Genomic DNA, 26247 nt, shown 5'->3' with positions numbered 1-26247 from the left:
GCGAGGGGGCTTTGCCCCCTGTTTCCTGCCCAGATCTGAAGGGAAGATCACATGGCGTCAAAAGCCCCCGTGCATAACATCGACGAGTCAAGGCTGACCGTCACCAAACCCAAGACCAAGGCCGTCGGAATTCCCGCGGTGGTGAACTCGCTCAAGATCTCCCTCGAGCAGATGGGGCCGCTGCGCAGTGTCCAAACGCTGCTGGCAGTCAACCAGGTCGACGGGTTCGACTGCATGGGCTGCGCGTGGCCCGAACACGAAAAGCGCAACACAGCCGAGTTCTGCGAAAATGGCGCGAAGGCAGTGGCCGAGGAGGGCACCCGCCGCCGCGTCACCCCCGACTTCTTCGCCAAACACTCCATCGAGGACCTGAAAACGCGGGACGACTACTGGCTGGGTCAGCAGGGCCGGCTGACGCACCCGATGCTTTTGGACGAGGGAGCCACGCACTACACACCCATCGAATGGGACGCAGCCTATGAGCTGATCGCCCAGGAGATGAAAGGGATGGACCATCCCGGCCAGGCCGTCTTTTACACCTCCGGGCGGACCTCGAATGAAGCCGCTTTTCTCTACCAGCTCCTGGTGCGGGGACTGGGCACGAATAATCTCCCCGATTGCTCCAATATGTGCCATGAGTCCACGGGTTCAGCCCTCGTTGAAACCATCGGCATCGGCAAGGGCTCGGTCAGCCTCGGTGACCTGGAGACGGCCTCGCTGATCTTCGTTGCCGGGCAGAATCCAGGGACCAACCACCCGCGCATGCTCAGCGCCCTGGAAAAAGCGAAGAAGAACGGCGCCGTCATCATCTCCGTCAACCCCCTTCCCGAGGCCGGGCTCCTCCGGTTCGAGAATCCACAGACGATCTCCGGAACGCTCGTCGGCACGCAACTGACCGACGACTTCCTGCAGATCCGGGCTGGCGGGGATCAGGCCCTCTTCCAGGGGCTTGGCAAATACCTCCTTGGGGCGGAGGCGCAAGGGAGGAAGACTCCGGGACTGACTACGGTCCTGGACCACGAATTCATCGATAACCACACCGTAGGCATCAGCGAATACGTGCGGCACCTCGAAAAGGTCCAGTGGAGTGACATAGTCGAAGCCACGGGCCTGAGCTTGGAGCAGATCAAGGCCACGGGCGAACGTCTGCTGGCCTCCAATGCCACCATCGTCTGCTGGGCCATGGGCCTAACCCAGCACAAGCACTCGGTTCCCACGCTCCGGGACGTGGTCAACGTGCTGCTTCTCCAGGGCAACATCGGTAAGACGGGAGCAGGAGTGTGCCCCGTCCGCGGCCACTCGAACGTCCAAGGCGACCGCACCATGGGCATTTTCGAAAAGATGCCAGACGCGTTCCACGACAGGCTGGACCAGGAGTTCGAGTTCGTTTCCCCTCGCGAGCACGGCTACGACACCGTTGCGGCGATTCGTGCCATGCGGGACGGCAAAGTCCGCGTCTTCGTGGGAATGGGTGGAAACTTCGTCCGAGCGGCCCCGGATTCCGAGGTCACGGAGCGGGCATTGGCCAACACAGACCTCACGGTACAGATCTCCACGAAGCTGAACCATTCCCACGTGTCGACGGGCCGACGCGCGCTGATCCTCCCGACGCTGGGTCGGACCGAAAAGGACGCGCAGCGCACCGGGGACCAGAGGGTGACGGTGGAAGACTCGATGAGCGCCGTCCACGCGTCCCGTGGACGCATTAAGCCGGCCAGCGAGCACCTCCACTCGGAAGTGGCCATAGTGTGCAACCTCGCCCATAAGCTCTTTACCGACAGTGACAACCTTCCACTGCCCAACACGCCAAAAGCTGAATGGCTCTCGATGAAAGACGACTATTCCCTGATCCGGAAACACATCGAGGCGGTCATCGACGGCTTCGAAAATTTCGAGGAGCGGATCCAGCACCCTGGCGGCTTTGTCCTCCCCCACCCTCCCCGGGACGCCAGGCAGTTCAAGACAGCGTCGGGCAAGGCCCACTTCACCGGCAACGAACTGGAATTCATCAAAGTACCCGAGGGGCGGCTGGTCCTTCAGACCCTGCGCTCACATGACCAGTACAACACCACGATCTATGGCAAGGATGACCGATACCGCGGTATCCACGGTGGGCGTCGGGTGGTTCTTGTCAACGCGGCTGACATCGCTGAGCTGGGGTTTAGGGACGGTGACATGGTTCATTTGATTTCCGAGTTCCGCGGGACAGAGCGGCGGGCCGACAACTTCCGGATCGTCACGTACTCGACACCGCGGGGCTGTGCGGCAGCATATTACCCGGAGACGAACGTACTCGTGCCGCTCGATTCAGTAGCTGACACCAGCGGTACACCGACATCCAAGTCCGTCATCGTGCGTCTCGAACGGGCCGAAGCGTGAGCGCCGACATGACGACGGCGACAGCGTTCAAGGGCGTGGACGGGCCGCGGGTCGAGCAGGCCGTGCGAGCACCTCTGCATGTCGATGCGCGGTGTCCGCAAGCCCGGGGCCAAGACCATCACTTCACCGTTCGCGGGGAGCTCCGCCTGCCGGCGGCCCGGGGGGAGGCGCTTAGCCTGATCCACGTCCGCTAGGAAATCTCTGGACACGCGCCCTGTCCTGCAATACGATGACTGATATATCTTTGCTGGTTGTCCCAAGATATCAGAGTTGAATCGCGTCTCAGCACCCGTCGTCGACGGCGACATCATGATCATCGAATCGGACGAGGCCCCCAACCTTCCGCCCGGTCTGACCCCCGAGGCCACTGCTTATCGCAGCGCCATGCCTCACCGAGCAAAGGACCCGCTCATGACTTTTAATAGCGACGTAAAATCCCATACACCCGAGGAGTTGCCTGCTGAGAACGGGGTGGCAGAGGCTCCGCGTAACGAAGAACCTGGAAGTAGGGACAAGAGTAAAGCAGTCATCAGTGTCTCCGGCGGAGTAGATAGACACTCCGCCGCCTTCGATCCGGAGGAAGGAGGCGCACCGCCTCCGCCCGACGCCGAGTCCGAGCAAATCCTCGAAGAGCTGCGTCATGCCAAGACCGAGCAGGCTGTTGAAGGTCGCCGGAACCATAAGCTCATTCTCGACAAGGTCACGTTCGGGATCACGGGCGTCATCGCCATTGCCTTTGTTATCTGGGGCTTCGTGGGACGCGACAGCCTGTCCGACACTTCCACCGGTGCCCTCAACTGGGTCATGGAGTACACCGGATGGCTGTTCATGCTCCTGGCCTCGCTCTTCGTGGTCTTTGTCCTGTGGCTGGCCCTGGGCAAGTTCGGCAACATCCCGCTGGGCAAGGATGGCGAAAAACCCGAATTCCGTACTGTCTCCTGGGTCGCGATGATGTTTGCCGCCGGCATGGGCATCGGGCTGATGTTCTACGGAGTGGCCGAACCGCTCTACCATTACGTCTCTCCGCCGCCCGGCACCGTGGACGGACGGACCCCCGATGCCATCCAGACTGCCATGGCCACCTCGATCTTCCACTGGACCCTTCACCCCTGGGCCATGTATGCAGTGGTCGGCATCGCAATGGCCTACGGCACCTACCGCTTGGGTCGCAGGCAACTGATCTCCGTCGCCTTCACGTCGCTCTTCGGCGTCAGGACAATCGAAGGGCCAATCGGAAAGTTCATCAACATCCTGGCCATTTTCGCCACCTTGTTTGGTACCGCTGCATCGTTGGGCCTGGGCGCCCTGCAGATCGGCAGCGGTATGACCTCCAACGGTTGGTTCGGCGAAATCGGCACCCCCGTGCTCGTGGTAATCGTCGCCGTCCTGACCTTATGCTTTGTCGCTTCGGCCGTCTCTGGCATCAGCCGCGGCATCCAGTGGCTCTCCAACATCAACATGGTCCTGGCCGTCGTCCTTGCACTGATCGTCTTCGTCGCCGGACCCACCCTGTTCATCCTTAACTTGATCCCCTCCGCGGTCGGCGACTACGCCCGCGACCTGGCGGAGATGTCGTCCCGGACTGAAGCGGTGGGCGATGAGTCCCTGCGTAGCTGGATGACCAGCTGGACTATTTTCTACTGGGCCTGGTGGGTTTCCTGGACCCCGTTCGTAGGACTTTTCATCGCCCGCATCAGCCGCGGCCGCACCATCCGCCAGTTCGTCACCGGTGTACTGCTGGTGCCCAGCGTCGTCAGCGTGATCTGGTTTGCCATCTTCGGAGGCGCCGCCTTCCACGTCCAGCAGGAAGCCGACAAGGCGAATGCCCCCGGCCTGGTCACCATGGTCAACGGGACACCCTCCGTCAACTTCGACGGAGCACTCTTCGACCTGATCAAGAACCTGAGCATGCCTGACTGGGCCACCGCTGCCGTTATCGTGCTGGCTATGGTTCTGGTGGCTATCTTCTTCATCACGGGCGCCGATGCTGCCTCCATCGTGATGGGATCGCTCAGCTCCAATGGCGCCGAGCACCCCCGCCGCGGAGTGGTCATCTTCTGGGGCTGCCTCACCGGCGCCGTGGCGGCGGTCATGCTGCTGGCCGGCGGCGATGAACCTTCGGAAGCCTTGGCTGGCCTGCAACGAATCACCATCGTGGCAGCGCTACCGTTCGTCATCGTCATGATGTTGCTCTGCTTTGCCCTCACCAAGGACCTGCGCCGGGATCCCCTCTCCTTGCGGCGCCGCCTGGCCACCTCCGTAGTGGAGCGGGCCATACGCACGGGCGTGGAACAACATGGCGGCGTGCAGTTCGACCTCGTAACAAAGCACGACTGCGCCGAAAAGTGCCCCGACCCGGACTCTCTCGGAGGGACTCCCACGGGGAGCATCCCAACCGTCAAGCCCCAGCATCCGGACGCAAACAGCAAATAGCTACACACCTTAGCTAGCTACGCACCTCGGCGGCACGCGGCTTGTCTTGGCCCGTGCCGCCTGGGCACCCCGCCTCCGGCGGCCACACTAGACGCCATCACAATAGAGGTGGATAAATCCACCCTGCACCGGCTGCCCGAGTCCCTCCGGGGCCTCGGCCATATGGAAGGAAGCGCATGACCGTTCCCCAGGAACATCCCCCGATCCCCACCCCCGGAAGCGCCCAGGGCCTGGACAGCAAGGTCCAGGGCGGATGCCCGGTGGCGCATGGCAGCGTGACCTCGCATGGCAGCGAGAGTGAGAACCCGGCGATCGACTCGCCCCAGCCCAAGGCGCACCGGCCCCGCACCGTCACGGACTGGTGGCCCAACCAGCTGGACCTCTCCGTGCTCCACACCGATCACCCGGCGGGCAACCCGCTCGGCACCTCGTTCAGCTACCGGGATGAGTTCGGGAAGCTCGACGTCGAGGCGCTCAAGCAGGACATCATCGAGGTCCTCACCACCTCCCAGGACTGGTGGCCGGCGGACTTCGGCCACTACGGCGGCCTGATGATCCGGCTGAGCTGGCACGCCGCCGGCACCTACCGGGTCCACGACGGCCGCGGCGGTGCAGGAGACGGCAGCCAGCGGTTCGCGCCGCTGAACAGCTGGCCGGACAACGCCAACCTCGACAAGGCCCGGCGCCTGCTGTGGCCGGTGAAGCAGAAATACGGCCAGAAGCTCTCCTGGGCCGACCTGCTCGTCCTCGCGGGCAACGTCGCCCTCGAATCGATGGGCTTCGAGACCTTTGGCTTCGCCTTCGGCCGCGAGGATGTCTGGGAGCCCCAGGAAATCTTCTGGGGACCGGAGGACACCTGGCTCGGCGATGAACGCTACATCGGCGAAGGCCAGATGTCCGAGGAGGTCGGCTCCACGGAAATGGGCCTGATCTACGTCAACCCCGAGGGGCCCATGGGCAACCCGGACCCGCTGGCGGCCGCGGCATTCATCCGCGAGACCTTCAAACGCATGGCCATGAACGACGAGGAGACCGTCGCGCTGATCGCCGGCGGCCACACCTTCGGCAAGACCCACGGCGCCGGGGACGCCGACGCGCACGTCGGCCCCGAGCCGGAGGCCGCCAACCTCGAAACGCAGGGCCTGGGCTGGCTCAGCAGCCACGGCTCCGGCAAGGGCCCGGACACCATCACCTCCGGCCTGGAGGTCACCTGGACCGACCGGCCCACCCAGTGGAGCAACCGCTTCTTCGAGATCCTGTTCGAACACGAGTGGGAGCTCATCAAGAGCCCCGCCGGCGCCCACCAGTGGGTCGCCAAGGACGCCGAGAGGATCATCCCGGACGCCCACGACCCGGAAAAGAAGCACCGGCCGACCATGCTCACCACCGATCTCTCGCTGCGCGTGGACCCCGCCTACGGGCAGATCTCCCGGCGCTTCCTGGAAAACCCGGACGAGTTCGCGGCCGCGTTCGCGAAGGCCTGGTACAAGCTGCTGCACCGCGACATGGGCCCCGTCGGCCCCCACCTGCTCGGACCCTGGGTCCCCGAGGCCCAGCTCTGGCAGGACCCCCTCCCGGCAGCAGACCACGAACTGATCGGCGAGGAGGACATCGCCTCACTGAAGGCCGCGCTGCTGGACTCCGGCCTGTCCGTCTCCCAGCTCGCCGGCACCGCATGGGCCGCCGCGTCCACCTACCGCAAAACCGACAGGCGCGGCGGCGCCAACGGCGCCCGGATCAGGCTGGAACCCCAGCGCGGCTGGGAGGCCAACGAACCCGAACAGCTCACCACGGCGCTGCAGGCAATCGAAACGGTCCAGCAACAGTTCAACTCCGCCCAAAAAAACGGCAAGAAAGTCTCACTCGCGGACCTGATCGTCCTCGGCGGCTCCGCGGCCGTGGAGAAAGCCGCAAGCGACGCCGGCTTCCCGGTCACCGTGCCGTTCCGGCCCGGCCGCACCGACGCCACCCAGGACCAGACCGACACCGAGTCCTTCGGATACCTGCAGCCGCGGGCCGACGGATTCCGCAACTACGTCCGCCCCGGCGGGAAGCTCCAGCCCGAGACCCTCCTGCTCGACAAGGCATACCTGCTGGACCTCTCCGCACCGGAAATGACAGCACTCATCGGCGGCATGCGCGCCCTCGGCACGAACGTCGGCGGAACCGCCCACGGCGTCCTCACCGACAAGCCCCAGGTCCTGACGAACGACTTCTTCATCAACCTGCTCTCCCCCGGGACGAAATGGAAGGCCTCCGAGGCGGAGGAGAACGTCTACGAAATCACCGACGCCACCACCGGCGAGCTGAAGTGGACCGCCACACCGGTAGACCTGGTCTTCGGCTCCAACTCCCAGCTCCGGGCACTGGCAGAGGTCTACGCGAGCGACGACGGCCGGGAAAAATTCGTCAACGACTTCGTAGCCGCCTGGGTCAAGGTCATGGAACTCGACCGCTTCGACCTCAACTGACCGACGCCTCCGGGCCGCCCAAGCCATCACAATCGCGGTCGATGACCGCGTACCTGCAAAAGCCGAACACCAACGCCCTGCCCTCGGTCTACGGAGGACAGGGCGTTGGCCATGCGATTTCAGAGATCGTCTTCGGGTCGGCCGGCGAGGATCCGATTGGCGCGGACCTGCAGGATGCCGAGCGACTCCTGGATCAGGGGCGATGTGATGCTGCCCCTGCGCACAGCAGCAACAATGCGGCGCGTGGGCTTCCCCCTACCGGTAATACGCAGTCGGACCACGTTTTCGGCACTATGCAGGGGCGCCAGTCGCGGCAGCAGGCCCACGCCCAGCCCCGCACCAACGAAGGCGATCTGGGTTTCCCACTCAACGGCCTCGTGGGCAATCCGCGGTGTCACCCCGACTGCGGTGAACGCCGCGGTGAATAGGGCGTGATAGGTGGAACCGGCGGCCTCGGTGATCCAAGGTTCCGACGCCAGCTCTTCGAGCGTCACCGTTTCCCGCGATGCCAGCGGATGGTCGGAGGGAATGATCACGTCCAGGGGATCGTCGAGCAGGACGGTCTGCTCGAAGCGAGGATCGTCCTCAACATAGGCATCGGACTGCATGGCGACGATGACCGCGAGGTCAATTCGCTCGGCAACCAACAAGTCGAAGCAGCGGGCCGGGTTGGCCTCGAGTACCTGCACCTCCAACAGCGGGCGTGTCGAGCGCAGGGTCGCGGCCAGCGGCGCGAGCAACTGGGCGGCCGCTGTGGAGAATCCGCCGAGGCCGAAACGGGACGGCACCTGGTCGCCGGCCTCCATGGCCGCCGCGCGCAGGCTCTCCCATTCCGCAATGAGGGTGTCCGAGCCCGCCACGAGAAAACGGCCCGTGGCGGTCAGCCGCACACCCCGGCCGTCCTTCGTCAGCAGGTGCATTCCAAGCACGCGCTGGAGCTCCCTCAGTTGGGCGGAGACGGCCGAAGGAGAATAACCCATGAGCTCGGCCGTCGCGCCAATGGTGCCGCACTGGGCAAACACCCGAAGTGTCATGAGCCGCGCATCGATCATGCATCTATTGTGCGCTGTTATCCCCTAAATCTTGCGCTTTTGTTGCAGATCGATCGTCTCTAATCTCATGACTAGAACGCTTTTGCAAAAAATGCCGGTTGCGCCCCACCAACTCCGTGGTTCCGCACCAACTCCGTGGTCCGCACCAACTCCGTGGTCCCTTCGAATCACACACTTACCCACCCCCTCCCGGGAGGAAACACATGTCTGCTCCAGTGAACGTGCCCCTCAATTCACGCGGAAAACTCGCTTCATCAGTGCCTGCCGAGCAGTTGGCTGAAATCACCGAGCTGTTCGATTTCCGGCGCGCGGGATATTCCCTCGATGCCCCCTTCTACACGGACCCGACGATCTTCAACATTGACATGCAGGCCATTTTTGGCCAGCACTGGATCTTCGCCGCCAGCACCGCAGAACTGCCGGAACCGGGCGACTACGTCACCGTCGACTACGGTCCCTACTCCCTGATCGTGCTGCGCAACGACGACGGCGGTGTGAACGTCCTGCACAACGTCTGCCGCCACCGCGGCGCCCGGGTCCTGACCGAGTCCACCGGGTCAACCGGAAACCTGGTGTGCGGCTATCACTCCTGGACCTACTCCCCGAGCGGTGATTTGATCCATGCCTCGGCACCCGGGGAATCGAAGTTCGACAAGAGCTGCTTCGGCCTCAAGCGCGCCCACGGCCGCGAGGTTGCCGGCCTCATTTTCGTCTGCATCGCAGATGAACCGCCGACGGACTTCGATGAAACCGCAAAGATCTTCGAGCCCTACCTCGCACCCCACGATCTGTCGAAGACGAAAATCGCCTACCAGCAGAACATCATCGAAGAGGGCAACTGGAAGCTCGTCATGGAGAACAACCGTGAGTGCTACCACTGCGACGGCCACCCCGAGCTTGCCTGCTCCCTCTTCCCCACCTGGGGCCTGACGGAGGGCCTCATCCCGCCGCACCTAGAGGAAGTGTGGGACCGCAACAAGAACGCGCAGTCCTCGCTCGAGGAGCGCTGCCGCCGCTACGGCCTTCCCTACGAGGTGGTCGAGGAACTGGACACGCGGGTCGCGGGTATCCGCATCTCGCGGGAGTCGCTCGACGGCGAGGGCGAATCCTTCTCCCCCGACGGGCGCAGGCTTTCGAAGAAGCTGCTTGGCGACTTGCGTGACTTCCGCCTTGGCCGCTGCTCAATGCACCTGCAACCCAACAGCTGGTTCCATTTCCTCGGGGACCACGTGATCACGTTCGGTGTCTTCCCCATCAACGAACACCAGTCACTGGTCCGCACCACCTGGCTGGTGGCTGACGACGCCGAGGAAGGCGTCGACTACGACCTCGAGAAACTCACCTACACCTGGAAGCAGACGAACCTGCAGGACAAGGCGTTCGTGGAGTTGTGCCAGAAGGGTGCCGGGAGCCCCGCCTACGAGCCCGGCCCCTACATGAAGAGCGAGTACCAGGTGGAGGCGTTCATCAACTGGTACGTGCAGCGCGTTCAGGAGCACTTGGCATGACCGAACTCCTCACTGAGACGGCAATTCAGGAGCCCCAGCGCATCCGCGGGCTTGAGATGCCGTGGAACAGGGTGATGGGCAGCACCGAAGGACCCGCCGGTGCCGCCCGCGCACTGGGCCCCTGGCATCCGCAGGAGTTCATGGCCGAGTGTGTGGAAACCATTCCCGAGGCGGGCGGCATGATGACCTTCGTGTTCCGCCGCTGCGACGGGGCACCCCTGGCGTTCCGCGCAGGCCAGTACGTGAACATCGCCTTCCCCGTGAACGGCGAAGACCGGGAGCCGGTGGACCGCAGCTACTCGCTGTCGAGTTCGCCCACGCAGCCGTGGACCTTCAACGTCACAGTCAAGTGCGACCCCACGGGACTGGTTTCCCCATGGGTGCACCAGAACGTCAAGCCGGGCACCGTCCTCGACATGCTGGGGCCGGTGGGAGCCTTCCACCTGCCCGACGCCGACCGGCGCGCCCGGTACCTCTTCCTGGCCGCCGGCGCAGGCATCACTCCCATCATGTCGATGCTGCGGACCATCCACTCGCTGCCCGGAACTGCTGACGTGGTGGTGCTTTACCACGGTGCGGAGGCAGGCGGCTTTGCCTTCCACCGGGAGCTCGCTTATATCGCCTCAGTGGACTCTCGCGTCAAGATCTTCTACTCGCTGGGCGACCGCAGCAAACCCACGCAATGGGAAGGGCTTAGCGGAAGGCTGACAGCGGCCATGATCGATCAGGTGGCTCCCGACGCCAACGGCCGTCAGGTCTATGCCTGCGGCCCGGAGGGTTACCTCAACTCCGCCACCGAACTGCTCCAAAAGGTCGGCGTCGATGACACCTCCATCTACATGGAATTCTTCTCGGGGGACCGCCAGACACTCCTTGAATACCAGGCAGAAATCGCGCTCGCCTCGGACATTGCGGAAGAAATTGCGGAGGAAATCGCCGATTCCGCCGAGGACTATTTTGAAAGCCAGCCCAGCGCCTTCGGGCTTTACGAGCCCGGCTACGACGCCGAGGGAACCCTGCAGGCCACGGGGCTGCCGCTGGAAACGGCCGGCCCCGACACTGCCGCCCCCGACGGCGGTTCACCTACAGAACCGGAGGCCGCGTCCCCGGATGCCTCGAGCTTTGGCACGGTGGGAACGGGAAGCCTGACTCTGTCCTTCATGCGCACCGGGATCAATGTGCGGATTGACCCCGATGAACACATCCTTGGGGCGGCGCAGCGTGCGGGCGTCAGGATCGGCGCGAACTGCAAGGAAGGCATGTGCGGCTCCTGCAAAGTCGTCAAGCTTACCGGGGAGGTCGAGATGAACCACCAGGGCGGCATCCGGGCCCGGGAAATCGATGCAGGGAAGTTCCTGCCCTGCTGCTCCACGGCGCGGACCGATTTGGTGATCGACGCCTAGCCGCCTCCGGTTGGAAGGCCTGCAGGGAAGCCGCCGGCCCCCTGCAGGCCTTCCTTCCTATGCCCCCTTGCCCACGAGGGATGCCGGCGGCGCGCAGGCCAGGCAGCCCACCGTGCTGATCAACCGGGACGTTCCCGGCGTCCCCCGCGTGCTGATCAGCACTTCCAAGGCCTCAGGTCCTGTCGGCATCTTCCGGGTTAAGCCCGCGTGCCGGCGTGGACGTGTCCGGTTTTTTAGTTTCCGGCATCGCCACAACGGCCACCACGGTAAGGATGGCAGCGACCACGACGGCGAGGAACACTGCGCCGGAAGCAGACACGACTGTTGCGGGATCGGTGTTGCCGTTCGGGGTGCCGGCGTAGACCGCGTTCGCCATCGCCCCGAAAACGGCGACACCGATGGCGCTGCCGATCGACCGCGCAAAAAGGTTGGTCCCGGTGACCACGCCACGCTCGTTCCATTCGACGCTCGACTGGGCGGCAATGAGGGTCGGGGTCGCCACGAGCCCGAGCCCTAGCCCGACGATGAAGCAGCTGCCCGCAGCCAAGGCGACGCTGGGGAATGGGGCGGTGAGGGCAAGTACTGCTGCGCCGATGACGGTGACCGTGATGCCGATCAGTGCGGTCCGCCGGAATCCGATGCGAAGGTACAGGCGCCCCGACTGGGATGCGCTGATGGGCCAGCCGATCGTGAGCGCCGCCAGGGCGAGTCCGGCCAGGATCGGGGAGGTGGAGAGGGCGCCTTCGAGGAACGTGGGAACGTAAGAGGTGAGGCCGAGCATGACGGCTCCCACGCCGAAGGAGACCAGCGCGGTCGTAACCAGCAGGCGCCGGGACACAACCCACGGCGGCAGGACCGGCTCCGCCGCCTTCCGCTCGACCAGGACGAAAGCGGCGAACAAAACCGCGCCGCCGGCGAACACGGCCATGCTGATCGCGGAGTTCCATGCCCAGGCCTGGCCGCCCTCCAGGGCCCCGAGGATGGCCAGGGTGAGCGCGACCGTGAGTAAGGCTGCCCCCAGATAGTCGACCCGGTGCTTGGCCCGCTCGATGTTCTCGTGGAAGGACCGGAGCAGCATCCACCCTGCCACCAGGCACAACGGGATGTTCACGAGGAAGATGCCACGCCAGATGCCGAGTGAGGCAAAAACTCCGCCCAGCGTCGGGCCAACAACAGACGAGATCGCCCACACGCTGGCCAGGTAGCCCTGCACTTTGGCCCGCTCGGTCAGCGTGTAGATGTCGCCGGCGATGGTGACGGCCATGGGCTGGACGGCTCCGGCGCCAAGGCCCTGCACCACACGGAATGCGATGAGGACCGGCATGCTCCAGGCGACTCCGCAGAGAATCGAACCGAGCAGGAACAGGCCTATTCCGAGGAGCATGATGGGCTTGCGGCCGATGACGTCGGAGAGCTTGGCATAGACAGGTACCGACACGGCCTGCGCCAGGAGGTAGGCGGAGAAAAGCCACGGGAACGAGGTGAACCCGCCGATGTCATGCACAATCGAGGGCACCGCTGTCGCCACAACCGTCGCATCAATCGCGACCAGCCCCGTTGAGAGCATCAGCGCAATGAGCACCGGTCCTCGATCGGAGCGGAAGCCGACTCCTTCGGCATGCGTTGTCGTCACGTGATCTCATTCCCATCGGTTGCCGGGAGGCATTGCGCGCAGAACCGGTCCGGCTCCGTCTGCTTAGCTGCACCGTCTACCAACTTAGTCCCGGACGTGCCGGACCGGGAACCTTGACATCAAGGGCCGGACTTAACGCCCCTAGCTGGTCAGTTGCCGGACCGGGGCACCCGCCAGCCACGCCTTCACGTCCTCGAGCGCGCCGCCGTAGAACCGGGCATAGCTCTCGTGCGTCACGAACCCCAGATGCGGCGTCAGGAGGGTGTTCGGGGCGGTCAGCAGCGGATGGCCCGCGGGTAACGGTTCCTGATCATAGACGTCGAGGGCTGCGCCCCGGATCCAGCGTTCTTCGAGGGCACGAACCAAGGCAGGCTGGTTTACGAGCGGTCCCCTGGCCGTGTTGACGAGCATGCCGTCCGGGCCCAGCAGCCGGAGTTCCGCTTCACCCACTGTCCCTTGCGAGCGCTGGGAGAGACGGAGGTGCAGGGTCACGACGTCGGACTCCCGGAAGAGTTCGTCCTTATCGACTCGCCGGACCCCCGCGGCCGTTGCTGTCGCCTCATCCAGGTTCTGGCTCCAGGCCAGGACGTTCATGCCGAACGCGTGTGCGTAGCCGGCCACCTTGTGGCCGATCTTGCCCAGCCCGACGATCCCCAAAGTCTTCCCCGCAAGTTCGAAACCGACGGTATGCTGCCAACGGCCGGCCCGGAGGGCGTTCTCCTCGGCCGTGACGTTCCGGGCCAAGGCCATGAGGAGCGCCCACGTCAGCTCCGGGGCGGCCGAAGGCGATCCGGCCGTTCCGCAGACGGTAACTCCATGGTCCTGCGCTGCGGCAAGGTCAATGGCGGAGTTTGCGGCGCCCGTTGTCACCAGCAGTTTCAGGCGGGGCAGCTTCGCCAGCACAGCTCGCGGAAACGGTGTCCTCTCCCGCATGGCGACGACGACGTCGAAGGCCAGCAGTGCTTGGACGGCATCGGCTTCGGAGGCAAAGGGCTTGCTGAAAACGGTGACGCTGACATCGGCACCCAGGGAGCCCCAGTCGGCGTAGTCGCCCGACACCTGCTGGTAGTCATCCAGGATTGCCAGCCGGTACTCGGTCATATTAGTCAGGTCCCCTAGTCAGAAGGCTTTCCTGAGACGGTACGTGAGTCCGGTGCGCTTCCGCGTGATTTCCGTGCGACGGCGGGGCGGCAGCCGACCCGGGGCAGGCCCTAGCAGGCCGGGCTGGCGCGGCGTAGGTTGGGACCCGAGCGTAGGGCAGACGCCCGATGGGGAGGGAAGAGCGGAGGAGGCACGGTGCGCGAGACCGAACAGATACTGCAGCACTACGGGTCAATCCGGGCGGACCAGGAGGACTTCTACAAGGACCTCCACCAAAACCCCGAGCTCTCACACCAGGAGCACCGCACCGCCGGCAACGTTGCGCGCAACATGAGTTCCTGGGGCTTCGAAGTGGAGACCGGGATCGGGGGAACAGGAGTCGTAGCGGTGCTGCGGAACGGCGACGGGCCGACGGTTCTGCTCCGCGCGGACATGGATGCCCTGCCCCTGCAGGAGCGGACCGGCGCGGACTACGCAAGCACCGTCACAGCCAAAGGGCCCGGGCGGGGACCCGGTGCCCGTCATGCATGCCTGCGGGCATGACATCCACGTCGCGTGCCTGCTGGGCGCGTCCAGACTGTTCGCCGAACATCAGGACCATTGGCGCGGCACCCTCGTGGCCCTGTTCCAGCCGGCCGAGGAAACCGGCGACGGAGCCCGCGGCATGCTCGCGGACGCCCTCCTGGAACGCATCCCGCCGCCCGACGTCGCCCTCGCCCAGCACGTGCTGCCCGGCGTCGCGGGCTCTGTCGCCACCCGGCACGGTCCTGTTCTTTCGAGCGCCGACAGCATCCGCATCACGGTCCACGGCCGCGGGGGCCACGGCTCGATGCCGCAGAACACTGTTGACCCCGTGGTGCTGGCCGCCATGATCGTGGTGCGCCTGCAGGCCATCATCTCCCGCGAAACCCCCACCTACCGAACCTGCCGTCCTCACCGTGGGAAGCCTCCACGCCGGAACCACAAGCAACGTCATCCCTGACCAGGCAGTGATGGAACTCAACCTGCGCACCTACACGGACGCCACACGCCAGCGGATCCTTGCCGCGATCCGGCGTGCCGTCCAGGCCGAGTGTGCCGCCAGCGGCTCCCCCAAAGATCCGGATTTCGAGATTTTCGGCAGCTTTCCTCTCACTGTCAATGACGACGCCACAACCACGCGTGTCGCCGAGGCATTCGGCGCCTATTTCGGCGAGCGCGCCGGGAGCCTGGAACTCCAGACCGCCAGCGAGGACTTCAGCGATATTCCCCGCGCCGGCAATATCCCCTACACGTACTGGCGCATCGGCGGAACCGAGCCGCTGGCCTACCGTGCCGCGGTACTGGCCGGACGTATGCAGGAGGACATTCCTGCCAACCATTCACCGATGTTCTTGCCCGTCCTCCAGCCGACCCTGCAAACCGGAACCGAAGCACTCGTCACTGCAGCCATGGCCTGGTTGGGCACGGCTGGCCGGGCTGAGCCGATCCCGGCATTCCACCACTAGCCAGCCCCAAGAAAGAGTGGCATGTGCCGACTATTTGGCCTGCACGCCGGGCCCGAACCAGTCCGGGCCACGTTCTGGCTGCTGGACGCCCCGGACAGCCTCTCAGTGCAAAGCCGGAGGGAGCCCGACGGCGCCGGCATAGGCACCTTCGACGCGGAAGGCAGGGCACATGTGGCCAAGCAGCCGCTGGCTGCCTGGGAGGACCACGCCTTCGCGCGCGAGGCACGCGATCTGCAAAGCACGACATTCCTGGCCCACGTGCGGTACGCGAGCACCGGAGCGCACACGATGGCCAACACGCACCCGTTCGAGCAGGACGGGCGGCTGTTCGCGCACAACGGCGCTTTCGGTGGCCTCGAACGGCTCGATCGCCACCTGGCGGAGCTGGGGGCCGCTGACCTCGTGCACGGCCAGACCGACAGCGAACGACTCTTCGCGCTGATCACCGCCGAGTGCCGCAGGGCTGGCGGCGATGTCGAGAAGGGCATCACCCGGGCCATCACGTGGGTCGCCACGGAATTGCCCGTCTTCAGCCTGAACATCGTGGTGACCACCGCGACGGACCTCTGGGCTGTCAGGTATCCCGCCACCCACGAGTTACACATGCTGCAACGTGACCCTGCCGCGGCTCCCGAACCTGCCCCTTTGGAGGCTCAGAGCTCACGGATCAACGCCCGGAGTAAAGAGCTTTCCCGTTCCAGGCACGTCCTCATCGCCACCGAACCGATGGACCGCAACCCGGACTGGTGCGCCCTAAGTCCCGGCGAGCTGGTGCACGTCGGCCCTGATCTCGCTGTCACCACGAGGTTTCCCTTCCCGGACAGCCCCAGGCACCTGCTCACTCTTTCGGACCTTGAACCCTCGGCCGCGGCGTCCCAGACATCCTGACCACCAGCTGCTGGTCGTTGCTCCTGGTCAGTGCTCCGCCTCAGTATCGGCGCCGGGTTTGCGGACGGGCTCCACGGTGCCGCCCGCCGGCACATTCACCCGGGGGTAGCCCGACGCGTTGATGCCAGCCCTGGCAGGATTTACAGGAGCACGCCGTTCAACACCGGCGAGTGGCTCTGGTTCGCGAAGACGGTTTTGTCCAGTTCCGCAACAGAGGCCTTGCCCACGAAACCCATGGCCCCCTTCAGCTCCTCACGCAGGATGCCGAATGCGCGGTCAACCGCAGGTTCTCCACCGGTGGCAAGGGCGTAGGCGAACGGCCGCCCCGCAAGCACTGCCCGGGCTCCCAGCGCCACAGCCTTCACGATGTCGTGGCCGCGCCGGACTCCGCCGTCAAGGTAGATCTCCGCCCGCCCGCCCACAGCTTCGACGATGGAAGGCAGGACGTCGATGGTGGCAGGCTGGGCGTCAAACTGCCGGCCGCCGTGGTTGGAGATAAAGATGCCGTCCGCCCCTTCGTCCACGGCGCGGGCCGCATCTTCGGCATCCATGATTCCCTTGATGACGAGGTTTCCCGACCATTCCGAGCGGAGCTTAGCGAAGTCGTCCCACGTTGCTGCGGGGTTCTTGTTCGACGCCATCCAGCTGTTCATTTCATCCATCCGGAGTGGACGGCCGTTCACCGCATAGTTGCCGTACGTCATCTTCCGGCCGGTGAGCCACCGCCACAGCCATCCGGGGCGGGTCGCCGCGTTGAAGTAGTCTGCGACCGGGGGACGCGGCGGCATGGACAACCCGTGGTGGAGGTCGCGTTCCCGCTTGCTAGAGGACCCGACGTCACCGGCGACCACCAGCGTATCGACACCGACTGCCCGGGCCCTCTTGATGTAGCTGGCAGTCTCCTCGGGATCCTTCCAGAAAGCCACCTGTGCCCACAGATTGTTCGGAGCCACCTTGGCGACTTCTTCGAGGGAGCATCCGGCCCAGGCGCTGTGAATGAAAATCGATCCCGCCCGGACGGCGGCACGGGCAACCGCGGGGTCAGAACCTGGGTGGAAGATGGTGAGCATGCCCATGGGCGCCACCATGAGCGGCATCGCCAGGGACCGTCCAAGGACGGTAGTGGATGTGTCCATGCCCGTCACGTCCACCATGGAACGCTGGCGAAGCATCAGGGCGTCGAAGTGCTCCTCGTTGGCTCGCATGGTGATTTCGTCCAGCGCGCCACCCTCCAGGTAATCAGAAATCATCCTCGGAAGGTGCTTCCGGGACGCTCTGCGGTAGTCGTCGATGCTGACAATCCATTTATTTCTCAAGATGCCCACTCCAATTCAAAGGTCTAAAGTACTTTCGCCAGGAACTGCCTGGTGCGCTCATGCTGGGGATCCCGCAGGACAGTGCGCGGATCGCCCTGCTCCACGATGCTGCCGTCGTCCATGAAAATCAGGTGGTCGCTGACCTCCCGGGCAAAACCGATTTCGTGGGTTACCACGATCATCGTCATCCCGGCATCGGCCAGCCCACGCATCACGTGGAGCACCTCGCCCACCAGTTCCGGATCCAGGGCCGACGTCGGCTCGTCAAAGAGCATCAACCGCGGCTCCATTGCCAGTGCCCGCGCGATGGCCACCCGTTGCTGCTGCCCGCCGGACAGGGAACCCGGATACGAGTCCGCCTTGGCTGCCAGCCCTACCCGCTCCAGAAGGGACCGGGCCCGCTCCTGGACGACCTTGCGGTTTTCCTTCCTCACCCTTATTGGTGCCTCGCAGACGTTCTCGAGCACAGTCATGTGGGGAAAGAGATTGAACCCTTGGAAGACCATGCCGATGTTTTCGCGGGATCTCGCGGCCTCGGCGTTGCTCTGCGCGTGCACGCGGCCGTTCTTGATCTTCACCCCCACCGGCTGTCCCTCAACGAGGATGTAGCCGCCGTCGAGCGTTTCCAACTGGTTAATACAGCGCAGGAACGTGGACTTGCCGGAACCGGAGGGTCCGATGATGCAGGTGACATCGCCTTTATTAATCGTTAGGTCGATCCCTTTGAGGACGTTGAGGTCACCGAAGTGCTTGGTGACGCCTCTGGCCTCTACCACTACGTCGTTCACGATTGGACCTCCTGCGCGGCGGTGGTGCGGGACCGCAATTCTCTAGCCTTGCGGCGGGAACTGCGCCCCGGCGCTGCCGTTCCTCTGTTGAAATGGCGTTCGATGTAGAACTGGCCCAAGCTCAGAATGCTGGTGACCAGCAGGTACCAAAGGCTTGCAGCAATCAGGAGTGGGATGGTTTTGAAGTTTGCGCTGTAAACGAGCTGTGCGGAGTACAGCAGTTCCGGAAAAGCCAGGACGCTGACCAGCGACGTCGTTTTCAGCATCGAAATGGTCTGGTTTCCGGTGGGCGGGATGATGATCTTCATCGCCTGGGGCAGCACGACTCGCCAAAGGATGGTGAACCGCCTCATTCCCAGCGCCTTCGCGGCCTCGGTCTGGCCGCGGTGGACGCTCAAGAGGCCCGCCCGGACAATTTCGGACATGTAGGCGCCCTCGTTGAGGCCGAGGCCGAGGATTGCGGCGAGGAAAGGGGTGATGATCACGTTGGCGTCCACCGAGAAGAACTCTGGTCCAAACGGAACCCCGACGGCGATCCGGGGATAGATCGCGGCGATGAACCCCCAGAAGAGGAGTTGGACGAATACCGGAACGCCCCGGAAAAGCCAGACCAGGAAAGCTGCGACCCCAGCGATGATGAAGTTCGGGGCGAGCCGGGCAAGTGCCAGCAGGACCCCGACGACGATGCCGACGGTCATGGCGATAACCGTCAGCTGAAGAGTCCGCAGCAGGCCTGTAAACAGCCGCTCCGAGGTGAACCAGCCGAAAACTACGCCCCATTCGAATCGGGGATTGGTGACCAGTGAGTAGCCGACCAGAAAGATGGCGAACAGGACGATGGCAGCGGTCAGCCACAACAGCCCGTGACGCTGATGCGGACGGCCCAACAGAAGCTGGCGGTCTATGCCGTCGCCGGCAAGCGCCCGGTCGCCTGATGCCATGGCGGTGTCGCTCATGGCCGGCCTACTGTGCCTTGTTGAAGGCGAAGTCCGAGATGACACCGGTGCCTACACCCCACTTGTCGAGAATCTCCTTGTACTTGCCGCTCTTGGCAAGAGACTCCATGCCCAGTTGCACCGCCTTCTCCAGGCCCGCACCCTTTTTGAACCCGATGCTGACGGGCGACAGGTCCTTCTCCCCCAGCAGCTCGATCTGGCCGCCCTGCTTGATTGCGTAGCCGAGAGTAGGGCCGTCAACGTACACGGCATCGATCCTGCCGGCAGTAAGCGCCAGGTTGGGCGCCTGCATATCGGGGTAGGTCATGGCCTGGATGGCTTCCTTACCGGCGGACGTGCATGCTTCGGACAGCGCCGGAAGCCTCTTGAGATCTTGGAATGAGCCCTTCAGCACGCCCACGCGCTTGCCGCATAGGGCGTCCACGCTAAGGTGCTGGGGGTTCCCCGGGGCAACACCGATCCCACTTCCGGACTGGTAGTAGTCGACGAAGTCGAGCACCTTCATCCGCTCGGCAGAGGGCGACATCTGGGAAATGGCCATGTCGAACTTGCCGGCGGCAATGCCGGGAATGATGCCGTCGAACGGCCCGCTGACAACGGTGGTCTTGAGCCCTAGCGCCTGCCCCAGTGCGGCCGCAATCTCGGGGTCCACGCCGATGGTGGTGGTCCCGTCTGCTGCCATGAAGTGCAGCGGCGGCGAACTCTGGCTCATGGTCACCGTCAGGGTTCCCTTGTCTCGGATGGCCTGGGGAAGCGCTGCAGCAGCGGCGGCATCGGTTTGGACCGCTGCCGTGGAGCCCGAAGATTTTGCCGCCTCTGGAGTGGTTCCGCTGGCCGTCGACGGGTTAGAGCATCCCGTCAGTAGGACGCCTGCAAGGGAGACTGCGGCGAGGGACAAAAACGTTGTTCGGAGCTGCTTCATCTGCACACCTTTGAGAGTCGAGTTCATGCCGAGTCGGAAGGCTCAAGCCGTTGGGCCCAACCGCCGATCGTTGTCGGAGGGACAACAGCGCCTTTGTGTGTTCCAGATCACTAGGCGCTTGGTATCATGTACCGTACATCATGCATGATCCTCCGGCAACGAGTTACAGTCCCTAACGGTCAGGCACGCAGGCACTAGGACTACGCTCCAACCAGAACCATCACTTCGTAGAGGATCTCCACATGAACGCCATCTCGCCGGAAGAAGAAGCGGGCCCATTCGCCGCACGTCCCATGCTGGTGGACCAGGTGTTCGAGGCCGTCTTGTCCCTGCTGCTGGACGACAAAATCTCCACCGGCTCGCCGCTGAGCATCGACGGACTGGCCAAGCGTTTCAAGGTGTCCTCCACTCCGGTCCGCGAAGCCCTGGCGCGGCTCGAGGCAACAGGGATGGTCCGGCGCGAGGCACTTCGGGGATACAAGGTCGCTCCGGAACCGACGGCAGCCGACGTAGAGGCGCTCCTGACCTCCCGGCACGTCCTTGAGCCTGCACTCACGCGGATCGCCTGCACCAACGTGACCGACGGGCTGGTGGCCGAACTTGAGGAGTTCAACAGGGATCTCGACGCGTCTCGTCTTGGCGGCGACACCTTCGCCGGCTACCGCGCCTACTGGAAAGCCGATGAGAGCTTTCACCGCCGCATCGCGGAAGCCACGGACAATGAGTTCCTGCTGAGGGCCTACAGCTCAATCGAGGGCCACATTCAGCGGTTCCGGCTCCTGGTGCAGAACGACATGAGCGGCGAACATACAGTGCGGGAACACCAAGCGATCATTGACGCCTTTCGTGCACACGACGCCGAGGCCGCCATGGCCGCGATGAACGAGCACATCGCGGGGATTCGGTCGCGCTCGTCCGGCCTCACAAAATTTGCCGGTAAAAATCAGCACTGAGCCCGGGGTTCACTGCCCGCGGACAAAACAAAAGCGGCTCCCGATCCGGTGGATCGGGAGCCGCTTTCTTGTGGATCAGGCCTGGCGGTAGACCTTCCGCGAAATGGTCAGGCTTATCGCCGCGATGACCGCGATGGCCACCAGGTAGTAGCCGGGCACCAGCAGGGAGCCCGTGCTGCCGATCAGCCACGTCAGGATGAACGGGGCAAAGCCGCCGAAGACAGTGACGCCGATGTTGTAGCCCAGCGATAGTCCCGTGGACCGGATGCGGGCTGGGAACATCGAGGACATGATGGCCGGCAGCGGTGCGAAGTAGGCCGTGGCCAGCACCGACAGCACCAGTTCCACCACGATCATGGTGGGCAATTCCGGCGCAGCGATGAGCCCCAGGAACGCGGGGATGCCGACGACGATGGTTCCGGCAGCCGCCCAGGTCATGACCCGGGCCGGGCCCACCTTGTCAGCGAGCATGCCGATGAACGGGGAACCGACGCTCATGACCACACCGAAGATCAGGGTGGACAGGAACGCCACGGTCTTCGGCATGCCGAGGTTCACGATCGCGTAGGTCGGCATGAACAGGGCGATATAGACGCCCACGGACCCGAGGGACACAACGCCGACGATGGCCCAGAGCCGGCCGCCGTTGCCAATGAAGGTTTCCTTCAGCGGCGCGGCGGACTTCTCGGTGGCCCTGAACTCCGGGGTTTCCTCCATCTTGGACCGGATGTACCAGCCCACCGGTCCGATGGCCAGCGCAAAGATGAACGGCAGACGCCAGCCCCAGGACTCGAGCGACTGCGCGGCGAGATAGCTGTTCAGCACGAATCCGAAGATTCCTGCCAGCAGGATGCCGCCACCCTGGGTGGCCACCTGCCAGCTTCCGTAGAACGCCTTCCGGCTGGGGGCGTACTCAATCAGGTAGGCCGTTGCCGTGCCGAATTCACCGCCGGTGGCGAAGCCCTGCAGCAGCCGGGCGATCAGCACCAGAACACTCGCGGCCACCCCGATGGCTGCGGCCGTCGGCGCAACGACAATGAGCAGGGTGCCGACGAACATGACAAGGATGGAAACCAGCATGCCCGCCTTGCGGCCGGCCTTGTCTGCGTAGCGCCCGATCAGGATGCCGCCCAGTGGCCGCATGATGAAGGAAACGCCGAACGACGCGAAGGTCAAAAGCAGCGACGCGGCTTCGCTCGTGGTGGGGAAGAACAGCTTGGAGATGGTGACGGCGAATGTGCCGTACACGATCAGGTCGAACCACTCGAGGCCGTTGCCGATGGAAGCGGCGACGACGGCTTTGCGGGCGTTGCTTTTTTCGAGGGCCAGGACGGCCGGCGGACGGGGGTCGGTGACCTGGTCGCTGGATCCAGCGCTCGTGGCAGTTTGATGGCTCATGGCTGCGGGGTCCGTTCGGTCGTGGAGAGGTGGGCAGTAAGAGCCTGCAGGAAGTCTTCGCAAGCGGCGATCTGGGTCAGTTCGACGTATTCATTGGCGGTGTGGCCCTGGTCCATGCTGCCGGGGCCGCACACCACGGTGTCGATTCCGGCCTGCTGGAAAAGGCCGGCCTCGGTGGCGTAGACCACGGACTCCTCGACGGCCTGGCCGGTGAGGTTCTGGGCCAGTGCGAGTGCATCGCGCTGGCCGTCGGGGTTGAGGCCGGGAACTTTGCCCAGCGAGTCCATCCGGATCTCCGCTGCCGGGTTCTCCTGCTGGATCTCGGCCCTCAGCCCGGCCAGGGTTTCCTCGATGCGGGCTATCACCGATCCCGGGTCGTCGCCGGGAATGGTCCGGAACTCGAACTCGAACTCGCACTTTTCCGCAACGGTGTTGACTGCTGCCCCGCCGCTTACGACGCCGACATTCGCGGTGGTGTAGGGGACCACGAAGGTCTGGTCGAACGGGCCGGTGAGCCGGTGCTCATCTGCGAGGGAACGGATGAAGGCGATGGCCCTGGCCGCGTATTCGATCGCGTTGACACCGGTGGAGGTCATCGAGGAGTGGGCGGCGATGCCGCTGACCGTGACGCGGTAGAGCTGGCTGCTCTTGTGCGCCGAGACAGGACGCATGCTGGTCGGCTCGCCCACGAAACCTATCCGCGGGTGGATACCACGCGCCTTCAGCTCCTCGAGGAGGACGACGGCGCCGTGGCATCCGACCTCTTCATCGTAGGTCCAGGCGAAGTGCAGCGGTTCCGCCAGCGGGCGGGACAGGAACTCCGGCAGGAAGGCCAGGATTGCGCCGCTGAAGGCCTTCATGTCCGTGGTGCCGCGGCCGTAGAGCCGGCCCTCGCGGACCTCGGGGGTGAAGGGGTCGCTTTCCCACGCCTGGCCGTCAACCGGGACCACGTCGGTGTGGCCTGCGAGCATGATCCCGCCGGTGACTGCGCCATCGTGTGCCGGAATGGTAGCGAAGAGGTTGGCTTTGTTGCCGTCCGGGCTGGGAACGATGAGGGGGGTGATGCCGTGGGCGGTGAGCTCGTCCGCAATGCACTGGATCATCGCAACGTTCGAGTTGCGGCTGGTGGTGTCGAACGAGACAAGCGTCTTGGCCCAGGCGAGCGCTGCGGCGCTGGGGTCTGCAGTGGCCGGAGCGGCGGGTGCCGGTGCGGTGGTGGGCGTCATGGGCAAGTTCCTCGGAAGTGGTGAACGGGCCGGAGCTGAGTGACCGGCAGCGGAGGCGCTGTCAGCCTGTCGGCCGCACGCACTCCCACTAGTATTCGGGCCGCCCGCTGACGCTGTCAACACTTTAGGAGCGATTTCTTCATTTTATTGAACGACCCCTAAGCGCGCCGGCAAGGCGGCGCCCCGCCGTCGCGCGCTTCCTTGCGCACTGGAACCGAAGGGAACGGTTAAAACGACGGCGGCGTCATCGCGCCGATGAGCACCGCATCCTCCGACGTGGGATTGCGGTACCAGTGCGGCAACGACGAGTCGTAGGTCAGCGAGTCGCCTTCCTCCAGGTCATACCCCACGCCGTTGACGCAGACGTGGAGTCGGCCCTGCACGATGGTCACACACTCCTCACCGGCATGCTTGAAGGGGGCGTCCTCGTTGTCCCACCCCGCCGCGATCTGGGCCCGGAGCATACCCAGCTGCCCGCTCATGTCAGGAGTCAGGAGTTCATAGATGAGGTTGTCCTCGGCAACTTCGAGGCGCCGCCTGTCATTGCGCCGCACCAGGGCGCCACCCTGGTCCTTGGTGTCGAAAAAGCGTCCCACCGGCACCTTCAGGGCCTGGGACAGCTTGATGAGCGTGGTCAGCGAGGGGTTGCCCTGGCCGCGCTCGATCTGGCTGAGCAGGCCGGGGCTGAGCCCGGCCGCCGCGGCCAGGCTGCCGATGCTGTACCCGGCTTCGCGCCGGAGTTGCAGGACGAGCGCCCCCACGGCCGTCATCGCGCGCTCGGCCTGGTCCTCCACGCCGGGGTGTTCCATGAGCATGCCGAGATGGGCGCCGCCGTGATTGTCCATTCTTCGATCCTCCGTCATAGTGAAGATATCGTCAAGATAATGAACTCCTCTGGGTTCTGGGCGCATGCTGCCCTAACCCGGAGGCGGTAGTTTGGTGGCATGACGGCTAGCTACAGATACGACGTCGAGGTGCTGCATCTGCTGGTGTCGCCGGCCCACGCCTACTTCGGCCGCGCCAGCGAAGGCGCCGCTGACGTCCCCGCCACCGACGCCGGCCAGGCGACGCTGGTGGCCGGCAAGGGAATCGTCGGGGACCGGTTCTTCGGCAAGGCCGCGCACATGGATGCCGCCGTCACGGTGTTCGCCGTCGAGGCCCTCGAAGCAATGGCCGCCGAGCTGGGAACGGCACCTTTTGACCCGCTGCTGACGCGTCGCAATGTGGTCATTCGAGGAGCCGAGCTGGCGCCGCTGCTCGGCCACGATTTCGCACTGGAGACCCGCGGAGAGCTGGTGCGGCTCAAGGCCGGGCGCCCTGCGCACCCTTGCGTGTGGATGGATGAGATGCTCGCCCCCGGCGCCCATAAGGCCATGCGCGGGCGCGGCGGCGTGCGGTGCCAGGTGCTTTCCGGCGGCGTCCTGTACCGCGGACCGGCCGTGCTGGTCAGCCCCGTGCCGCTCGATCCCGGGCGCGCGGGCGACGCGAACCTGCTGCGGCCCTCGCGATTGCCTTAGCCTGCCAGCGGAACAGCCGCCGCGGCGGGTTCCCGGAGCAGTTCACTCGCAATGTCGGCGGCCAGGTCGTCAATCACTTGCCCGTACAGCAGGCTCCCCTTTGCGGCGCTGGACCCCGCCGCCGAGGAGAGGCAGCCGGTGGCCGGCGTGCGCTCGGGCACCACGGGGAGCCGGTCAAAGCGTGGCAGGACGGCCGCCGGGCCGTCCACCAGGCGGTCCATTGCCACCCGGGCAGGTTCCAGGTGCAGCATGAGCGAGGTTTCGAGGACACCCCCGTGCTCGATGTCCCAGCCCGGGAAGCCGGCAGGGTAGACCTGCGTGAGGGTGTCCTGGCTGACAAAGTCCCAGTAGGACAGCAGCAGCACACTCTGCTCCGCGCCGGATTTGATCCCCAGGTCTTCCAGGGCCAGGTCGATGCCCTCGTAGAGGAACTGGTAGTTCTCGAAGTGGCCGTTGATGAAGACCACGTGCCGGACGCCCTGGTTCAAAAAGGACTTAACCAGGTTGCGCGCCACCCCGATGAGGGTGGTCCCATCCAGGCTGGTGGTGCCGGGAAGGTGGTTTCCCCCGCCGGACTTCTGCTGTGACTTGTATCCGTAGGCGACGGGCTGGGCCACCAGCGCACCCAGCCGCGTGGCGACACCCTCAGCGAAACGGCATGACAGGACGCTGTCCGTTCCCAGCGGGAGGTGCGGCCCGTGCTGTTCCAGCGAGCCGACGGGGATGAGGACCACCGCTTCCCCGGAGGCCAGGGCTTCGCGGTAGGTGAAGGCATCCATGTCCTCCAGAAATACTGACTTGTCCATACTGGTGGTG

22 protein-coding genes and 1 pseudogene are annotated in these 26247 nt (G+C 64.7%); 12 read left to right on the top strand and 11 right to left on the bottom strand.

The features are described 5' to 3' along the window. Nucleotides 1–51 precede the first annotated feature (51 nt). From QFZ65_RS03720 to katG, 4 genes and pseudogenes are all read left to right on the top strand, one after another. A complete protein-coding gene (locus QFZ65_RS03720) occupies nucleotides 52–2379 on the top strand; it encodes an FdhF/YdeP family oxidoreductase (RefSeq protein WP_306908266.1) in 2328 nt (775 codons plus the stop codon). A gap of 63 nt (nucleotides 2380–2442) precedes the next feature. Then, nucleotides 2443–2573 (top strand): annotated as a pseudogene (locus QFZ65_RS03715) (GTP cyclohydrolase I); the annotation flags it as partial. Between the two features lie 190 nt (nucleotides 2574–2763). Then, nucleotides 2764–4812, top strand: a complete 2049-nt coding sequence (locus QFZ65_RS03710) for a BCCT family transporter (protein WP_306912491.1) — start codon at nucleotides 2764–2766, stop codon at nucleotides 4810–4812. A 176-nt stretch (nucleotides 4813–4988) separates the two neighbouring features. Next, nucleotides 4989–7283 carry a catalase/peroxidase HPI gene (katG, locus tag QFZ65_RS03705; protein WP_306908264.1) on the top strand — a complete coding sequence of 765 codons (2295 nt, stop codon included), beginning with the start codon at nucleotides 4989–4991 and terminating at the stop codon, nucleotides 7281–7283. A gap of 119 nt (nucleotides 7284–7402) precedes the next feature. Here the strand turns inward: katG and QFZ65_RS03700 are convergent, their stop codons facing one another. Next, nucleotides 7403–8335 (bottom strand): LysR family transcriptional regulator, encoded by a 933-nt coding sequence (locus tag QFZ65_RS03700; RefSeq protein ID WP_306908262.1) that lies wholly within the window; start codon nucleotides 8333–8335, stop codon nucleotides 7403–7405. Between the two features lie 203 nt (nucleotides 8336–8538). Between QFZ65_RS03700 and QFZ65_RS03695 the strand changes: the two genes are divergently transcribed. Both QFZ65_RS03695 and QFZ65_RS03690 read left to right on the top strand, forming a co-directional pair. Continuing rightward, nucleotides 8539–9843 carry an aromatic ring-hydroxylating dioxygenase subunit alpha gene (locus tag QFZ65_RS03695; protein WP_306908259.1) on the top strand — a complete coding sequence of 435 codons (1305 nt, stop codon included), beginning with the start codon at nucleotides 8539–8541 and terminating at the stop codon, nucleotides 9841–9843. Then, entirely contained in the window at nucleotides 9840–11246 is a 1407-nt protein-coding gene (locus tag QFZ65_RS03690; RefSeq protein ID WP_306908258.1) for a ferredoxin reductase, read from the top strand. Before QFZ65_RS03695 ends, QFZ65_RS03690 begins: the two co-directional genes overlap by 4 nt. 172 nt (nucleotides 11247–11418) lie before the next feature. On the opposite strand, the gene QFZ65_RS03685 is transcribed toward QFZ65_RS03690, so the two are convergent. Together QFZ65_RS03685 and QFZ65_RS03680 are read right to left on the bottom strand one after the other, a co-directional pair. Then, nucleotides 11419–12879 carry an MFS transporter gene (locus QFZ65_RS03685; protein WP_306908256.1) on the bottom strand — a complete coding sequence of 487 codons (1461 nt, stop codon included), beginning with the start codon at nucleotides 12877–12879 and terminating at the stop codon, nucleotides 11419–11421. A gap of 141 nt (nucleotides 12880–13020) precedes the next feature. Continuing rightward, a complete protein-coding gene (locus tag QFZ65_RS03680) occupies nucleotides 13021–13980 on the bottom strand; it encodes a D-2-hydroxyacid dehydrogenase family protein (RefSeq protein WP_306908253.1) in 960 nt (319 codons plus the stop codon). A 195-nt stretch (nucleotides 13981–14175) separates the two neighbouring features. Here QFZ65_RS03680 and QFZ65_RS03675 point away from each other — a divergent pair, with 195 nt between their 5' ends. Genes QFZ65_RS03675 through QFZ65_RS03660 form a run of 4 tightly spaced genes read left to right on the top strand, consistent with a single transcriptional unit; the run spans nucleotide 14176 to nucleotide 16355 of the window. After that, complete coding sequence (locus QFZ65_RS03675; RefSeq protein WP_306908250.1) at nucleotides 14176–14523, top strand: hypothetical protein; 348 nt, start codon at nucleotides 14176–14178, stop codon at nucleotides 14521–14523. Beyond that, on the top strand, nucleotides 14504–14962 hold the full coding sequence (locus QFZ65_RS03670; protein ID WP_306912490.1) for a M20/M25/M40 family metallo-hydrolase: 459 nt from the start codon (nucleotides 14504–14506) through the stop codon (nucleotides 14960–14962). Before QFZ65_RS03675 ends, QFZ65_RS03670 begins: the two co-directional genes overlap by 20 nt. Next, nucleotides 14919–15467, top strand: a complete 549-nt coding sequence (locus QFZ65_RS03665; RefSeq protein WP_306908248.1) for a peptidase dimerization domain-containing protein — start codon at nucleotides 14919–14921, stop codon at nucleotides 15465–15467. The genes QFZ65_RS03670 and QFZ65_RS03665 overlap by 44 nt, the downstream gene beginning before the upstream one ends. A 21-nt stretch (nucleotides 15468–15488) precedes the next feature. Next, nucleotides 15489–16355, top strand: a complete 867-nt coding sequence (locus QFZ65_RS03660) for a class II glutamine amidotransferase (protein WP_306908246.1) — start codon at nucleotides 15489–15491, stop codon at nucleotides 16353–16355. A gap of 140 nt (nucleotides 16356–16495) precedes the next feature. On the opposite strand, the gene QFZ65_RS03655 is transcribed toward QFZ65_RS03660, so the two are convergent. From QFZ65_RS03655 to QFZ65_RS03640, 4 genes are read right to left on the bottom strand one after another with little or no spacing between them, the layout of a single operon-like run. Then, the gene (locus QFZ65_RS03655) at nucleotides 16496–17680 is read right to left on the bottom strand and encodes an alpha-hydroxy acid oxidase (protein ID WP_306908244.1); all 1185 of its coding nucleotides are present in this window, start codon (nucleotides 17678–17680) and stop codon (nucleotides 16496–16498) included. 14 nt (nucleotides 17681–17694) lie between these two features. Beyond that, on the bottom strand, nucleotides 17695–18459 hold the full coding sequence (locus tag QFZ65_RS03650) for an amino acid ABC transporter ATP-binding protein (RefSeq protein WP_306908242.1): 765 nt from the start codon (nucleotides 18457–18459) through the stop codon (nucleotides 17695–17697). Then, nucleotides 18456–19415 (bottom strand): amino acid ABC transporter permease, encoded by a 960-nt coding sequence (locus tag QFZ65_RS03645; RefSeq protein ID WP_306908240.1) that lies wholly within the window; start codon nucleotides 19413–19415, stop codon nucleotides 18456–18458. Before QFZ65_RS03645 ends, QFZ65_RS03650 begins: the two co-directional genes overlap by 4 nt. A 7-nt stretch (nucleotides 19416–19422) precedes the next feature. Next, complete coding sequence (locus QFZ65_RS03640; protein WP_306908239.1) at nucleotides 19423–20337, bottom strand: ABC transporter substrate-binding protein; 915 nt, start codon at nucleotides 20335–20337, stop codon at nucleotides 19423–19425. A gap of 242 nt (nucleotides 20338–20579) precedes the next feature. On the opposite strand from QFZ65_RS03640, the gene QFZ65_RS03635 reads away from it, so the two are divergent. After that, nucleotides 20580–21290 (top strand): GntR family transcriptional regulator, encoded by a 711-nt coding sequence (locus QFZ65_RS03635; protein ID WP_306908237.1) that lies wholly within the window; start codon nucleotides 20580–20582, stop codon nucleotides 21288–21290. A 75-nt stretch (nucleotides 21291–21365) separates the two neighbouring features. On the opposite strand, the gene QFZ65_RS03630 is transcribed toward QFZ65_RS03635, so the two are convergent. From QFZ65_RS03630 to QFZ65_RS03620, 3 genes are all read right to left on the bottom strand, one after another. Next, nucleotides 21366–22688, bottom strand: coding sequence for an MFS transporter (locus QFZ65_RS03630; protein ID WP_306908234.1), 1323 nt, complete (start codon nucleotides 22686–22688; stop codon nucleotides 21366–21368). Continuing rightward, nucleotides 22685–23914 carry an acetylornithine deacetylase gene (gene argE / locus QFZ65_RS03625; RefSeq protein WP_306908232.1) on the bottom strand — a complete coding sequence of 410 codons (1230 nt, stop codon included), beginning with the start codon at nucleotides 23912–23914 and terminating at the stop codon, nucleotides 22685–22687. Before argE ends, QFZ65_RS03630 begins: the two co-directional genes overlap by 4 nt. A 227-nt stretch (nucleotides 23915–24141) precedes the next feature. Next, a complete protein-coding gene (locus QFZ65_RS03620) occupies nucleotides 24142–24759 on the bottom strand; it encodes a helix-turn-helix domain-containing protein (protein ID WP_306908230.1) in 618 nt (205 codons plus the stop codon). A gap of 99 nt (nucleotides 24760–24858) precedes the next feature. Between QFZ65_RS03620 and QFZ65_RS03615 the strand changes: the two genes are divergently transcribed. Beyond that, nucleotides 24859–25431, top strand: a complete 573-nt coding sequence (locus QFZ65_RS03615; RefSeq protein WP_306908228.1) for an MOSC domain-containing protein — start codon at nucleotides 24859–24861, stop codon at nucleotides 25429–25431. On the opposite strand, the gene QFZ65_RS03610 is transcribed toward QFZ65_RS03615, so the two are convergent. Further along, the gene (locus QFZ65_RS03610; RefSeq protein WP_306908225.1) at nucleotides 25428–26237 is read right to left on the bottom strand and encodes a creatininase; all 810 of its coding nucleotides are present in this window, start codon (nucleotides 26235–26237) and stop codon (nucleotides 25428–25430) included. The two genes, QFZ65_RS03615 and QFZ65_RS03610, sit on opposite strands and share 4 nt — an antisense overlap. Nucleotides 26238–26247 lie beyond the last annotated feature (10 nt).

This window comes from Arthrobacter sp. B3I9 (assembly GCF_030816935.1).
GTDB lineage: Bacteria > Actinomycetota > Actinomycetes > Actinomycetales > Micrococcaceae > Arthrobacter.
This window is presented reverse-complemented; position numbering and strand designations above follow the sequence as displayed.

Coding starts and splice junctions, on each gene's coding strand:
- argE (WP_306908232.1), bottom strand. CDS start 23,914: ATGACGCCCACCACCGCACCGGCACCCGCCGCTCCGGCCACTGCAGAC.
- QFZ65_RS03710 (WP_306912491.1), top strand. CDS start 2,764: ATGCCTCACCGAGCAAAGGACCCGCTCATGACTTTTAATAGCGACGTA.
- katG (WP_306908264.1), top strand. CDS start 4,989: ATGACCGTTCCCCAGGAACATCCCCCGATCCCCACCCCCGGAAGCGCC.
- QFZ65_RS03615 (WP_306908228.1), top strand. CDS start 24,859: ATGACGGCTAGCTACAGATACGACGTCGAGGTGCTGCATCTGCTGGTG.
- QFZ65_RS03610 (WP_306908225.1), bottom strand. CDS start 26,237: ATGGACAAGTCAGTATTTCTGGAGGACATGGATGCCTTCACCTACCGC.
- QFZ65_RS03630 (WP_306908234.1), bottom strand. CDS start 22,688: ATGAGCCATCAAACTGCCACGAGCGCTGGATCCAGCGACCAGGTCACC.
- QFZ65_RS03695 (WP_306908259.1), top strand. CDS start 8,539: ATGTCTGCTCCAGTGAACGTGCCCCTCAATTCACGCGGAAAACTCGCT.
- QFZ65_RS03640 (WP_306908239.1), bottom strand. CDS start 20,337: ATGAAGCAGCTCCGAACAACGTTTTTGTCCCTCGCCGCAGTCTCCCTT.
- QFZ65_RS03645 (WP_306908240.1), bottom strand. CDS start 19,415: ATGAGCGACACCGCCATGGCATCAGGCGACCGGGCGCTTGCCGGCGAC.
- QFZ65_RS03700 (WP_306908262.1), bottom strand. CDS start 8,335: ATGATCGATGCGCGGCTCATGACACTTCGGGTGTTTGCCCAGTGCGGC.
- QFZ65_RS03680 (WP_306908253.1), bottom strand. CDS start 13,980: ATGACCGAGTACCGGCTGGCAATCCTGGATGACTACCAGCAGGTGTCG.
- QFZ65_RS03720 (WP_306908266.1), top strand. CDS start 52: ATGGCGTCAAAAGCCCCCGTGCATAACATCGACGAGTCAAGGCTGACC.
- QFZ65_RS03660 (WP_306908246.1), top strand. CDS start 15,489: ATGTGCCGACTATTTGGCCTGCACGCCGGGCCCGAACCAGTCCGGGCC.
- QFZ65_RS03670 (WP_306912490.1), top strand. CDS start 14,504: ATGCATGCCTGCGGGCATGACATCCACGTCGCGTGCCTGCTGGGCGCG.
- QFZ65_RS03690 (WP_306908258.1), top strand. CDS start 9,840: ATGACCGAACTCCTCACTGAGACGGCAATTCAGGAGCCCCAGCGCATC.
- QFZ65_RS03635 (WP_306908237.1), top strand. CDS start 20,580: ATGAACGCCATCTCGCCGGAAGAAGAAGCGGGCCCATTCGCCGCACGT.
- QFZ65_RS03620 (WP_306908230.1), bottom strand. CDS start 24,759: ATGGACAATCACGGCGGCGCCCATCTCGGCATGCTCATGGAACACCCC.